Annotated in this window: 8 protein-coding genes; all 8 read right to left on the bottom strand. The window is 67.6% G+C overall.

Going from position 1 to position 12,667, the window contains the following annotated elements:
- Positions 1–857: 857 nt before the first annotated feature.
- Positions 858–1,457: a class I SAM-dependent methyltransferase gene (locus LGR69_RS30305; protein ID WP_163006281.1), complete on the bottom strand. Its 600-nt coding sequence runs from the start codon at positions 1,455–1,457 to the stop codon at positions 858–860.
- A gap of 324 nt (positions 1,458–1,781) precedes the next feature.
- On the bottom strand, positions 1,782–5,045 hold the full coding sequence (locus LGR69_RS30300) for an efflux RND transporter permease subunit (RefSeq protein ID WP_053608599.1): 3,264 nt from the start codon (positions 5,043–5,045) through the stop codon (positions 1,782–1,784).
- Positions 5,046–5,060: 15 nt separating this feature from the next.
- On the bottom strand, positions 5,061–6,347 hold the full coding sequence (locus LGR69_RS30295) for an efflux RND transporter periplasmic adaptor subunit (RefSeq protein WP_230368359.1): 1,287 nt from the start codon (positions 6,345–6,347) through the stop codon (positions 5,061–5,063).
- 578 nt (positions 6,348–6,925) lie between these two features.
- Positions 6,926–7,516, bottom strand: coding sequence for an MgtC/SapB family protein (locus tag LGR69_RS30290; RefSeq protein ID WP_083461061.1), 591 nt, complete (start codon positions 7,514–7,516; stop codon positions 6,926–6,928).
- Between the two features lie 94 nt (positions 7,517–7,610).
- Entirely contained in the window at positions 7,611–8,297 is a 687-nt protein-coding gene (locus LGR69_RS30285) for a ZIP family metal transporter (RefSeq protein WP_053622017.1), read from the bottom strand.
- Between the two features lie 71 nt (positions 8,298–8,368).
- Positions 8,369–9,283, bottom strand: coding sequence for a cation diffusion facilitator family transporter (locus LGR69_RS30280; RefSeq protein ID WP_053622018.1), 915 nt, complete (start codon positions 9,281–9,283; stop codon positions 8,369–8,371).
- A 192-nt stretch (positions 9,284–9,475) separates the two neighbouring features.
- A complete protein-coding gene (locus LGR69_RS30275) occupies positions 9,476–11,824 on the bottom strand; it encodes a heavy metal translocating P-type ATPase (RefSeq protein ID WP_230368357.1) in 2,349 nt (782 codons plus the stop codon).
- 65 nt (positions 11,825–11,889) lie between these two features.
- Positions 11,890–12,126, bottom strand: a complete 237-nt coding sequence (locus tag LGR69_RS30270) for a DUF2171 domain-containing protein (protein WP_230368355.1) — start codon at positions 12,124–12,126, stop codon at positions 11,890–11,892.
- Between the last annotated feature and the right edge of the window lie 541 nt (positions 12,127–12,667).

Below are 12,667 nucleotides of genomic sequence, written 5' to 3'. Positions count from 1 at the left end.
ACCTCTTGTCGTTCCCCCGCCTGGTGCGTGCCGAGAACCGGGCCGGAGCGCCGCCGCTTCACACGCGAGGAGAAGGTGCGCTTCGTCACCGAGGCGGAGCGGCCTGGCCAGTTGCCGCTCGCCGTCTCCGCTCTATCCCAGCAAACGTGGGTAGAAGACTACCGACTGCCGCCCCCGTTGGCGCTTCCGTTCGGGACCGCCCGCTCGGGATGGCCCGCATTGCCGCCGGCCGCGGAGTCGGTCGTTATTGTGCTCGCTCCTGTGGGGCCGGGGGCTATAACTATGTCACGATCATTTCCGGTGGTGTTAGGTTGTCTTTGGATCACAACTCCTGTCGCGCCGGACTGCCCAGGGGCGGGCAAGCCTTGGGCTAAGGCTGGGCTGCTTGCGAGCAGACCCAACACGCAGAAAAAGCTAATCTTTGTCATGATCTTTCCTGGGCGGGATGTTTCGGGGTGAAACCTGACAACCAGCCGCCCCACGGTCGGTTGCAACGTGAGCCCTCATTTAAGGCCTGAAAGAACACCACCGGTCTGGAGTTTCGGCGCTCGCCAGGCGGATCTCCCCAGGCGCAGGCGACGGAGCTGCCCCGCCCCGCTAACGCGTCGAGATCGCCAAGTGGGAAGTCATGTGTCTCCATCACACCGCTGACCAGCGGGCCCACGCCGCTGCTTCGTCTTCCGCGACTTCCGTCCGCGCCTTCAACCGGCAGGAAAGCCGAAGGCGCCACTGACAGCCACAGGGCGCAAACGCCTCGTCACGCTCAACGCCATACCTGCCCGGAAAGCCGATTATCGCGCCGCAGCCACCACGTAATTCCAGTGGCGGTAAGCCCAGCGCGGTTCAATGGAGCGAGCTCACTGCTTCCGGCTGCGGATCAGGGCCATCCGGCCGATCCAGATTGGATGCTCCGACAAGCGACGCACTCCGGTAAAGCCCGCCTCCGTCAGGTATTTCGGCCACGTCCCCGACGTGTGGGACTTGGTTGCCTCCGCGCCATAGAACAGCTGGGTGAGCCGTAAGATCACGTCTTCCCGCGAGGCCTTCGGTTGGTCGATGTCGGCCGCCAAGACGATACCGCCTCGCCGGAGGATCCGCCGAAGCTCCCGCAGATTTTTCGTCTTATCCTCCGGCGCAAGACCATGCAGGTTGAGAACCAGCAGCGCCTTGTCGAAAGAACCTGCGCCGAACGGTGTGCGCCTCGCATCTTCGAACGTCATAGCTTTATAGTTGGACAAATTCATGCTGGATGCGCGCTTGAACGCCTTCGTGATCCGACGTCGGTTGAACTCGACCGCAACAAACTGTGAGTCTGGGAAGCGGTCGGCGCAATACAAGGCGCGCAGAGCACTTCCAGGGCCGCAGTCGAGAATGCGCTCACCGGGCCTCGGGGCGAGGGCTTCCGCCAGGGGCGCGTACCATTTTGGGTCGTCCAGAAGGCAGGCATCGACCAGCATGCGGAATGCACTCGAGAGCCATCGGCTGCGGACTCGCCGGCTCGCCGGCACCTCGGTGTGTATGAGATCGGCTCGACTCTCCGCATCCGAGACGCTTGTCGCGCACTTGCCAGCCTGCATCTTTAGCATCCCCATCGGCAAAGAAAAAAATCGGTGGCGTGAGGCAGACGTCGCGCTGGCTATCCGGCCCCTTACATCGATGAAGAATGGTTCGTGAACGTCACGCGACGTGACGTTGGCGTGCCAGGTTGCGAGCCTGCCTGCCCTTTGGATCGGCTTCCGATCCTCTTTGAGGTTGAAAGCCGCGAGGCGACATGGGCGCCCCTACTCCGCGGCAGGTCGCAGGGGCGGAAAGGCGCGTCCCTCGGCTTCCTTCCTCGCCTGCACGGAAGATTTCGGCAGATCCTTGCCGCCGAAGCGGGCGTAGAGCGCCGGCAGCACGATGAGCGTGAGCAGGGTGGCGCTGATCAGGCCGCCGATGACGACGGTCGCCAGGGGCCGCTGGATCTCCGCCCCAGTCTCGGTGGCCAACGCCATGGGCACGAAGCCGAGTGAGGCCACGAGCGCCGTCATCGCCACCGGTCGCAAGCGGGTCATGGCGCCCTCCAGGATCGCCTCGCGCCGGGGGCGCCCCTCAGCGATGAGTTGCTTGATGAAGGTCAGCATCACGAGGCCGTTCAGCACCGCCACGCCGGAGAGCGCGATGAACCCGACCGCCGCCGGCACCGAGAACGGCATGCCGCGCAGCCACAGCGCCGCGATGCCGCCGGTGAGCGCCAGCGGCACCGCGCTGAACACCAGCAGCGCGTCCCGGGGCGAGCCCAGCGCCGAGTACAGCAGCAGGAAGATCAGGAAGAAGCACACCGGCACGACGACCATCAGACGCTGCCGGGCCGAGGCCAGGTTCTCGAACTGACCGCCCCAGGCGATGTAATAGCCCGGGGGCAGCTGGACTTGGCTCGCGACCTTCGCCTGCGCCTCGGCCACGAGCGAACCGATGTCCCGGCCGCGCACGTTGGCGGTGACCACGACACGGCGCTTGCCGTTCTCGCGGCTGATCTGGTTCGGCCCCTCCGTCACCTCGAAGCTCGCCACCTGCTTCAGGAGCACGGAGGCCGAGCGCCCGTTCGGGCCGGGCGGCAGCGCGACGGGCAAGTTCTCCAGCGCCTCGCGATCCTCCCGGACCTTGTCGGTCAGGCGTACGACGATGGGAAAGCGCCGGTCGCCCTCGAACACCACGCCGGCATCCTTGCCGCCGATCGCCGCCCCGATGACCTCCTGGATGGCCCCGGTGCTCAGGCCTAGCCGCGCGGCCTCCGCCTTGTTGATCTTGATCTCCAGGAACGGCAGGCCCTGCGTCTGCTCGACCTTGACGTCCTCGGCTCCCGCCGTCCCCTTCAAGATGGCCGCGATCTGGTTGGCCACCTTGAGCATCGGCTCGAACTCCTCGCCAAACACCTTCACGGCGAGATCGCCGCGGGTGCCGGCCAGAAGCTCGTTGAAGCGCAGCTGGATCGGCTGGGAGAACTCGAACACGTTGCCGGCCAAGGCGCCGGCGGCTTTCTCGATCTGCTCCTGCAGCTCGGTCTTGGACAATTCCGGGTCCGGCCACTCCTCCTGGGGTTTGAGGATCACGAAGGTGTCCGAGGAGTTCTGCGGCATCGGGTCGGAGGCAACCTCGGCGGTACCGGTCTTCGAGAACACGTAGGCCACCTGCGGGAACTTACTCACCGCCTGCTCGATCTTGAGCTGCATCGCCTGGGATTGCGACAGCGAGGTCGAGGGGATCCGCAGCGCGTTCATGGCGATGCTCTTCTCGTCGAGCGTCGGGATGAACTCCGCGCCGAGCCGGGTGAACAACACGCCGGCCCCGGCCAGCAGCAGGAGCGAGCCTAGGATGAACGCCATCGGGGCCCGCACGGCCCCGACCAGGGCCGGGCGATACGCCGCCTTGAACCCCCGGATGATGAGGTTGTCCGTCTCGGTGACCTTGCCGGTGATCACGATGGCGATCATCGCCGGGACGAAGGTCAGCGACAGGATGAAGGCCGAGACCAGCGCGATGATCACGGTCAGCGCCATCGGCTCGAACATCTTGCCCTCGACCCCCGTGAAGGTCAGGAGCGGGACGTAGACCAGGATGATGATCGCCTGCCCGAACAGCGACGGCTTGATCATCTCCTCGGCCGACGCCCGCACCGTCGCGAGCCGCTCCTCGAGTTCCAGCTTGCGGCCGAGTTCGTGCTGTTTTTCCGCCAGGTGCCGGAGCGAGTTCTCCGCGATGATCACCGCCCCGTCGACGATCAGCCCGAAATCGAGGGCGCCGAGGCTCATCAGGTTCGCCGAGATCTTCGCCTCGACCATGCCGGTCATGGTCATCAGCATGGCGACCGGGATGACCAGCGCCGTGATGATGGCGGCCCGGATGTTGCCGAGCAGCAGGAACAGGATGACGATGACGAGCGTCGCGCCCTCGGCGAGGTTCCGGGCCACCGTCTTGATGGTCGCCTCGACCAGCAGCGTGCGGTTGAGCACCGTCTGCACCTCGACCCCGGGCGGCAGCGACTTGCGGATCTCGTTCATCTTGGCATCGACGGCGGCGGCGACGGTGCGGCTGTTCTCGCCGATCAGCATCAACGCGGTGCCGACGACGACCTCGCGGCCGTTCTCGCTGCCCGAGCCGGTCCGTAGATCCCGCCCGATCCGGACCTGAGCTATGTCCTTGATCCGCACCGGCACGCCGCCACGCGTCGTGACGACGACGTTGGCGATCTCGTCCATGCTCTCCAGCCGTCCGGCCGCGCGCACGACGTAGCCCTCGCCGTTGTCCTCCAGGTAGCGGGCGCCCTGGTTGGCGTTGTTGGCCTGGAGTGCGCGGGCGACGTCGCCGAACGAGAGGTCGAGGGCGGTCAGCTTCGCCGGGTCGGGCTGGACGTGGTACTGCTTCTCGTAGCCGCCAATGCCATCGACGCCGGCCACCCCGGGCACGGTCTTGATCTGCAGGCGGATGATCCAGTCCTGGATTGTGCGCAGATAAGCGGACCGCTCCAGCTCGGTCGTGAGGCGCTGCCCCTCCGGGGTCAGGTAGCTGCCGTCGGATTGCCAGCCCGGCTTGCCGTCGAGGACGGGCGCTTTCTCGCCGGCTTTCTTGTAGTTCACTGTCCACATGTAGATCTCGCCCAGGCCAGTCGAGACCGGGCCCATCTGCGGCTCGGCGCCTGGCGGCAGGTCACTCTTGACCTGGTTGAGGCGCTCGGCGACCTGCTGCCGGGCGAAGTAGATGTCGAGCTTCTCGTTGAAGACGGCGGTGACCTGCGAGAAGCCGTTGCGCGAGAGCGAGCGGGTGTATTCGAGCCCCTTGATGCCGGCCAGCGCGGTCTCGACCGGGTAGGTGACCTGCTTCTCGATGTCGACGGGTGAGTAGGAAGGCGCGACCGTGTTGATCTGCACCTGGTTGTTGGTGATGTCCGGCACCGCGTCGATGGGCAGCTTGGTCAGCGAGAACACACCGAAGCCGGCGGCGAGCAGCGACAGCAGCACCACGAGCCAGCGCTGGTGGACCGAGAAGTCGAGGATGCGACTGATCATGGCGAGCGTCCCGTCTCAGTCGTGGTGCTCGGCTTCGCCCTTGCCGAGCTCAGCCTTGAGGAGGAAGGTGTTCTTGACTGCGATCTCCTCGCCCGGCTCCAGGCCGGAGACGACCTCGACCGACTCATCGTCCGATTTGCCGGTCTTGACGTCGCGCCGCTCGAAGCCGTCCGCGTTGCGCACGAAGGCGACTTTCTCGCCGCCCATGCTCTGGAGTGCGTCGCGCGGCACCTTCGCCTTGGCGCTGTCCTGGCCGACCTGGATCTCGGCCGAGACGAAGGTACCCGGCCGCCAGCTGAAATCCTGGTTGGGCAGCGCGGCGATCACGCGGGCCGAGCGGGTCTCTGCGTTCAGGAGCGGGCTGACGAAGATGATTTTGCCCTTCGCCCGCTGGCCCGCATCCTCGTCCCGGGCGGCGATCAGAACCTCCGCGCCCTCCTTGACCTTGGCCAGATCCGTGGTCGGCACCGCGAGCTCGACCCAGACCGTCGCGAGGTCCGCGACCGTGTAGAGGTCGGCCGGGTCACCCTCCTTGCCCACCGCCGTGCCGACGTCGACCTTGCGCTCGACGACGCGCCCGGTCAGCGGCGAGCGCAACTCGTAGCGCCGCAGGCTCGATTGGTTCGGGGTGGTCTCGTCCTTCTTGGCCGCTGCCGCAACCTCATCCGCATTGAGGCCGAGCGCCGAGAGTTTCTGGCGGGCAAGGTTGACGCGCAACTGCGTCTCGGAATAGGTCGCGCGGGCCTGTAGGAACGTGGCCTCGGCGGAGATCCGCTTGTCCCAGAGCGCCTGCTGCCGGTCGTAGTTGGTCTTCTGCAACTCGGTGTTGACCAGAGCGGTGAGGTACTCGCTCTTGGCGTCGGCGACCTCGCGGCTGTCGAGGACGGCGACGACCTCGCCCTTCTTCACGGGGTCGCCCAGGCGCTTGAGCATCTCCGCCACGGTTCCCACAACCCGCGCCGGCACACGCGCGATCCGGTCGGTGTCCGGCGTGATCGTGCCGGGCGCCATCAGGTGCCGCGAGAGCGTGCCGCCCTGAACGGGCGCGGTCGTGATCTCCTGCGCGGCAGCCTGCTCCGCCGACATTTTGATCTGCCCCTCGGCGGCGTGATCCTCCGCCTTCTCGCCGGCCGGTTTTTCCGCCCCCGCCTTCGGGGATTGCGCTGGGCCCTCCGGTGGGGGGTCGGTCTTCATCAGGCCGGTCGCCGCCAAAGCCCCCTGGATGACCTGGGACACGCGCGGCACGGCACCGCCGATCGCGACACCGACCGCCAGAACAATCAGAATAAGAAACGCACGCATGGCGCTGACCTCGACCGGGCCTTTGGGCGCCGGCTGCGCAGAGGCGCGGCCGATCACTTCCAAGTTCCCACATGACCTCCAACGCTCAGCCCCTGAAGAAGGCGCAAGCGGCGACAGTCCACCGTAGCGGTGGGACGGGTCAGGCCCGGGGCGGTCTGCGGAGTGGGGAGGCGGCGCGGGAGGCGAGCGGCTCGGTCTGGATCGGATAAGCAATCCGATCAGCTGTCCGGACCGGCTCGAACGCGACCGGCTCGGCCCGCATCACTTGGTGACAGCCGCAGTGGGCATGGAGCAGGATGCCCGCATCCGCCGGGTCGCCCGATCCTGCATGATCGGGAGCCGGATGCGACGCGAGCGTCAGCAGTCCATCGCTCTGAACGGAGCTGGGTGCCGCGGCAGTTTCGGAGCTGATGACGGAGAAGGCGAACACGAAGGCTACCAAGCATGCCACGGCAGTGCGCAGCAGGCGCGCCGGGTCGCTTGTCCAAAGGTGCCGCAGGCTCGTCATCTCAGCCCTGATCTACGATCGACCGCAAGTGAGCACAAGGTCTGCGCCCCTCCGACCGAGGTGAAGCCCGTCATGGACTGGGATCGCCTCGAGCGTCCCCGCGGGGAAGTGACGGATCGGCTGCCCCTTCCCGATCCAGAACGGCGCCCGCCGAACGCGCGGCCGTATCGGTGTTCGGCTCCTCTGGATCAGTTTCGGATCCTCTACCGTTGGTGTCGCCTCCGTCGCGGTGGGCAGCCTGCTTCAGCGGCACGAGGTAGCGCAGCGTCAGGTAGGTGACGAGGCTCAGGATGGCGGCGATGTCGTAAAGGCCGTAGCCCACTGCCGCCCCGAGCGCGCCCGTGGCCCACAGGCTGGCGGCGGTCGCGGTGCCGGAGGCACGCCCGGCATGCTTCAGGATGGCCCCGCCGCCGATGAAGCCAACACCCGTAATCACACCTTCGAGGATGCGGGCCTGGCCCGTCGAGTCCGCACCGAGCACGCGGATCGCGACCAGCACGAAGCCGCAGGCGGCGACCGCGACGAGGGGAAAGGTGCGGATGCCAGCCGAGCGCTCCTCCTGCTCGCGGTCCCACCCGATCGGCGCCGCGAGGGCGTAGGCGATCGCGAGATCCACGAGATGGGATGCCACCTCCCAGAGGCTGAAGGCCGTGAGCTTCATCGGCGTGACGGTTCTTTCTCGATAGCACTATGCGGTGCGCCCCACAGGCGAAGGCAGCCCTCAGCATGATCGCCGTTGCGCGAGCCGGCGCACCTCAAGTGGCGATCTCCTCGATCACCAGCATGCCCAGGAAACCTATGAAGAACATCGCGGTGGTCCAAGGTTGCTCGGGTACGGCATGCGCCTCCACGAGCAGCTCCTCGGTGACGAGATAGAGCAGCGCGACGAGCGCGAACGCGAAGAAGCCGGCGAGATAGGGCCCGGGCAGCGCACCGACCGGCGTGCCCAGGAGCGCACCCAGCGGCAGCAGGAGCGCGAGACCGGCCACCGTACCGACCACGCGTCCCGCAGAGCCGCTCGTTTGCTTCAGCTTGGAGGCGACCGCGATCCCGAGAAACAGTACCTCGAGCGTGAGTGCGCCCGTCAGCAGCAGGCCCTGCTTCGCCCCGGCCGCGAAGCCGATGCCGAGGACCAGGCCGTCGATCAGAATGTCGATCCCGACCGTCGCGATGAGCCCGACCGACCCCTTCGCCTTCTCCCCCAGGCGCTTGACCAGGAGCATCAGGGCGACACCGAGGGCTCCGCCGACGATCACCGCGATCGGGGATTGCTGATGCTTGAGGTCGGGCAGGATCTCGCCCGCGACCGCGGCGAACAGGACGCCCGCGGCGAGATGCTGGACGGCGCTGGTGACCGCCGGGCCAGGCTGACGCACGGCGGCGACGGCGGCCCCCAGTACCGTCGCGAGGGCTGGGATGAGCGTGTAGGCCCAAGCTGACATCGAAGTTCCGTATTCCTGGATTGCGACGGGGACACACCATCGGCGGCGGAGGCCGAGCGGCTCAGGTCCGCTCAGATGTGCAGAGCCTTTTCCTCGGTTCGAAGCGCCGCATCTTCGATCTGGATCGTAACGTGATCGACCTTGAACTCGTCCGCCAGGATCTGCCGTGCGTGACGCAGCACGCGGGCGGCGTCACCCGCCCCAGGCACCACCAAGTGCCCGCTCATCGCGTCGAGACCCGAGGTGATGGTCCAGACGTGAAGGTCGTGCACGCCGGCCACGCCCGGGATCTCGGCCAAGCGGCGCTCCAGCAGCACGACGTCGACCTGGGGCGGGGTGCCCTCCAGCAGGATATGGGTGACCTGGCTGAGCAGGCTCCAGGTGCGCGGCACGATGAACAGGCCGATGCCGGCTCCCACGATCGGGTCGGCCAGCCGCCAGCCCGTGACCATCACGATCACTGCCGCCACGATCACCCCGAGCGAGCCGAGCATGTCGGAGAGCACCTCGAAGTAGGCGCCCTTGACGTTCAGGCTCTCCGACGAGCCGCCGGACAGGAGGCGCATGCTGATCAGGTTGACCACCAGGCCGACGGCCGCCACCGCCAGCATCGGGCCGCCGATGACCTCGGGCGGGTCGACGAAGCGGCGGTACGCCTCGTAGAGGATGTAGATCGTGAGGACGAGGAGCACGACGGCGTTGGCCAGCGCCGAGAGCACCTCCGCGCGCAGGTAGCCGTAGGTCCGTTGCGGCGTCGCGGGCCGCTCGCCGAAGCGGATCGCCAGGAGTGCCAGCGCAAGACCTCCTGCGTCGGTGAGCATGTGGGCAGCATCGGCCAGGAGCGCGAGGCTGCCGGTCAGCAAGCCGCCGACCACCTCGGCGGCCATGTAGGTCAGGGTCAGCCCGAGCGCCCAGATCAGGCGCCCGCGGTGCCGCCCCGCGGCCGAGCCGCCGAGGGTTGCTCCATGATCATGCCCTGCACCCATTCCGGTTCCTCTTTCCTGAGCGGACGATCACAGCGTCCCGGCGACGCGGGCGGTGGAGTAAGAAGATGCGTCGACACCCTGACGCCTCACGGCCCGATGGCCCGCCGCGGCGCCGGCGCTCCTCGGGCAGCGAACCGGCCCAGCCGCCGCTCCTCCAGCGATGAGCCAGGCCTGCGGGGCAGGGACGTGCGCTCACGCCGCCGCGGGCTCGAGAGCCTCGCTCGGCTGCGCCGTGTCGCCCCCGCCCGACGTGCCGCCGGAACCGAAGAACCCGAGCAGGCGCAGCGCGTTCGCGGTGACGATCACGGTAGCCCCCGTATCGGCCAGGATGGCGATCCACAAGCCCGTCAGCCCGAGCACGCTCGTGACCAGGAACACCGCCTTCAGCCCCAGCGCGACGGCGATGTTCTGGCGGATGTTGGCCATGGCGGCCCGCGCCAAGCGGATCATCTCCACGACGTCGTAGGTGTGGCTCCTCAGGAGCGCGCCGTCGGCGGTCTCCAGGGCGACGTCGGTGCCCGAACCCATGGCGATCCCCACGCTCGCCGCCGCCAGCGCCGGTGCATCGTTGATACCGTCGCCCACCATCATGACCCCGCCCCCCACCCCGAGCGCCCGGATCACCGCCACCTTGTCGTCGGGCATCTGCTCGGCGCGGAACTCCAGACCGAGCGCACCCGCGATCGCCGCACCGGTGCGCGCGTTGTCGCCCGTGAGCATGATCGGACGGATGCCGAGATCTTGTAGGGCTGCGAGAGCCGACTTCGCGTCGGGACGCGGCTCGTCGCGCAGGGCGATCAGCCCCGCCAAACGGCCGCCCACCACGAGCGCCGTGACGGTCTTGCCCTCCGCTTCGAGCGCGGCGCTCCGCTCGCTCGCCCCGGCCGGCCAGGTCGTACCGCCTTCGGCAAAGCGCGGAGCACCGAGAAAGATCTCCTGCCCGTCGAGCGAGCCGGTCACGCCCTGACCCGGAACGGCCCTGACCCCGTCGGCGGGCTGGATCCGGCAGCCCGTCGTCCTGGCCCACTCCACGATCGCGACGGCGAGTGGATGGTTCGATCCGGTCTCGACGGCCGCAGCCAGCCGCAGCATCTCAGCCTCGCTGCCGGAATAGACCGCGACGTCCGTCACCCGCGGCGCTCCCTCGGTCAGCGTGCCCGTCTTGTCGAAGGCGATGATCTGCGTCTTCGCCGCCGCCTCGATCACGGCTCCGCCCTTCATCAGCAAGCCGCGGCGCGCCCCGGCCGACAGGGCCGATGCGATCGAGGCCGGCACCGAGATCACGAGCGCGCACGGGCAGCCGATCAGCAGGAGCGCGAGCCCGCGATAGACCCAGGTCGACCAAAGCCCCCCGAACAGGAGCGGCGGCATCAGAACGACGAGGAGGGCGAGGCCGACGATGAGCGGCATGTACCAGCGCGAGAAGCGGTCGATGAAGCGCTCCGTCGGCGCGCGCGCCTCCTGCGCCTCCTCGACGAGGCGGATGATGCGCGCGATCGTGTTGTCCTCGGCGGCCTTGGCGACGCGCACCCGGAGTGCCGCCTCGCGGTTGATCGAGCCCGCGAAGACGCCGTCCCCCGCCCCTTTGGTGCTCGGGAAGGATTCCCCCGTCACAGGAGACTCATCGATGCCGGACGTGCCGGAGAGGATGACGCCGTCGGCCGGGATGCGATCGCCCGGTCGCACCAGCACTGTCTGGCCGATCGCGAGCGACGCGGCCGGCACGTCTCGGGCGATGCCGTTCTCCTCGACCAACGCTGTCTTCGGGACGAGTTCGCCGAGCGCCCGGATGCCGGCGCGGGCTCGGTCGGCCGCCACGCCCTCCAGCACCTCGCCGACCGCGAACAGGAACACGACAAGGGCGCCTTCCTCCGCGGCGCCGATGAACAGGGCGCCGGCAGCGGCGATCGACATCAGCATCTCGATCGTGAACGGCATGCCGGCGCGCGTGGCCGCGATGGCGCGCTGGGCGACCGGCGCGACTCCGACCAGCGTCGCGCCCACGAATGCCCAGAAGGCCAGCGCGGGAACGCTGAGCTTGATCATCCAGGCCAGGGCGAGCATGGCGCCGGTGAACAGGACCAGACGGCCCTTGCTGGCCTGCCACCAAGGCCTGCCGGCGTTCTCGCCATGTGCGTGCCCCTGCTTTGCGAGAACGCCGTCATGCTGGTGTGCCGTCGTCAGGGGTGCCTGCGCGTCCTGGTCACAGCCCGGGTCACCACAGCCGTGTGCTGCGTTCGCATCGTGGCGGCCGAGCAGCTCGTGTTCGGGACCGGAAGTGAGGGATGGCGGCAATTTGCGCGTGAGCGTGTAGCCGAGGCCGGCCACGCGTTTCTCGACGGTCGCTGAGGAGATCTGGGTCTGATCGATCGTGGCGGTCAGGGTCTCGGTGATCGTCGAAGCCCTGACGTCGCTGACGCCCGGCAACCTGGCCAACGCCGTTTGGATCTTGCCGACGCAGCTGGCGCAATCCATCCCCTCGACCTTCCAGGTGAAGGTCGTACCGTTCTTGCGCGCGGCGTCCGCACTGTGTCCCGTCATGAGATCCTCCTGCTCCCCGGCAGCCTAGAACCTCTAGCCGCTAGAGGAGCAAGGAGCGGTCAGTCTCAGCCTTGGCTCTGCCACTGCGCCATGACCTCTTGGCTCGACCTGCTGAGGTGCACATGCGCGTCGACGCGCTCGACCCAGGCGAGCGGGATGAGGTGATGTGCGCCTTGCGCAGCCGGATCGTTCCGGGTCAGCTTGATCTGATCGGATCCCTGCATGTGATCGACGGTGCCGACATGGTGCCCATCGGACGCCTTGACCTCCATGTGCTCTTTGATCTGGCTTGCATCGATCATGACGTATCTCCTCGCTCTGAGACGGCTGACACATGGTGTGACGGGAGACGCTCGACGAGCGTCTCGCGTTAGGCGGCCATCTTCCGGCAGCGCTCGGCGCAAGTCCGGCACCGTTCGAGGCCGATGAGAACACCGTCTCGCCCTGAACCCGGCGATAGCGACGAGAGAACCAGCGCTGCAAGGAATGGTTGCGCACGGTCGTCCTCGAGCCCAACATCGATGATCTCTGGGTATTCCCGCGGGGGTCTCATGCTCGGTCCGGAAGCGCCGCTCGAGATCGCAATCCATGGTTCAGTCACGCGCCAGCGACGATGTGCAGGGACGTCGCGGATCAACGGAGGGAGAGACGACGATGAGACGCAGCGCCCTGTCGGCCCTGCTTTGGCTCGGCTGCCTTCACGGAACCCATGCTCAGGAAGCCCCGTTTGGCCTGTCCTGGGGACCCGTCGACACGGTGCCGAAGCCTGATCGGCCCCCACGAGGTGGTCCAAGGTCAAAGTTAGTGCAGGGTTGGTCGCTGGACCACGGCGAGCTTGGCCGG

The organism is Methylobacterium brachiatum (assembly GCF_020523825.1).
Lineage (GTDB): Bacteria > Pseudomonadota > Alphaproteobacteria > Rhizobiales > Beijerinckiaceae > Methylobacterium > Methylobacterium brachiatum.
The sequence above is the reverse complement of the archived record's forward strand: the minus strand, read 5'-3'. Positions and strand labels throughout refer to the sequence as shown.

What these genes read in the sequence shown, in the direction of transcription:
- LGR69_RS30290 (WP_083461061.1), bottom strand. Translation starts at nt 7,516, where the DNA reads ATGAAGCTCACGGCCTTCAGCCTCTGGGAGGTGGCATCCCATCTCGTG.
- LGR69_RS30275 (WP_230368357.1), bottom strand. Translation starts at nt 11,824, where the DNA reads ATGACGGGACACAGTGCGGACGCCGCGCGCAAGAACGGTACGACCTTC.
- LGR69_RS30295 (WP_230368359.1), bottom strand. Translation starts at nt 6,347, where the DNA reads ATGCGTGCGTTTCTTATTCTGATTGTTCTGGCGGTCGGTGTCGCGATC.
- LGR69_RS30305 (WP_163006281.1), bottom strand. Translation starts at nt 1,457, where the DNA reads ATGCTGGTCGATGCCTGCCTTCTGGACGACCCAAAATGGTACGCGCCC.
- LGR69_RS30285 (WP_053622017.1), bottom strand. Translation starts at nt 8,297, where the DNA reads ATGTCAGCTTGGGCCTACACGCTCATCCCAGCCCTCGCGACGGTACTG.
- LGR69_RS30300 (WP_053608599.1), bottom strand. Translation starts at nt 5,045, where the DNA reads ATGATCAGTCGCATCCTCGACTTCTCGGTCCACCAGCGCTGGCTCGTG.
- LGR69_RS30270 (WP_230368355.1), bottom strand. Translation starts at nt 12,126, where the DNA reads ATGATCGATGCAAGCCAGATCAAAGAGCACATGGAGGTCAAGGCGTCC.
- LGR69_RS30280 (WP_053622018.1), bottom strand. Translation starts at nt 9,283, where the DNA reads ATGGGTGCAGGGCATGATCATGGAGCAACCCTCGGCGGCTCGGCCGCG.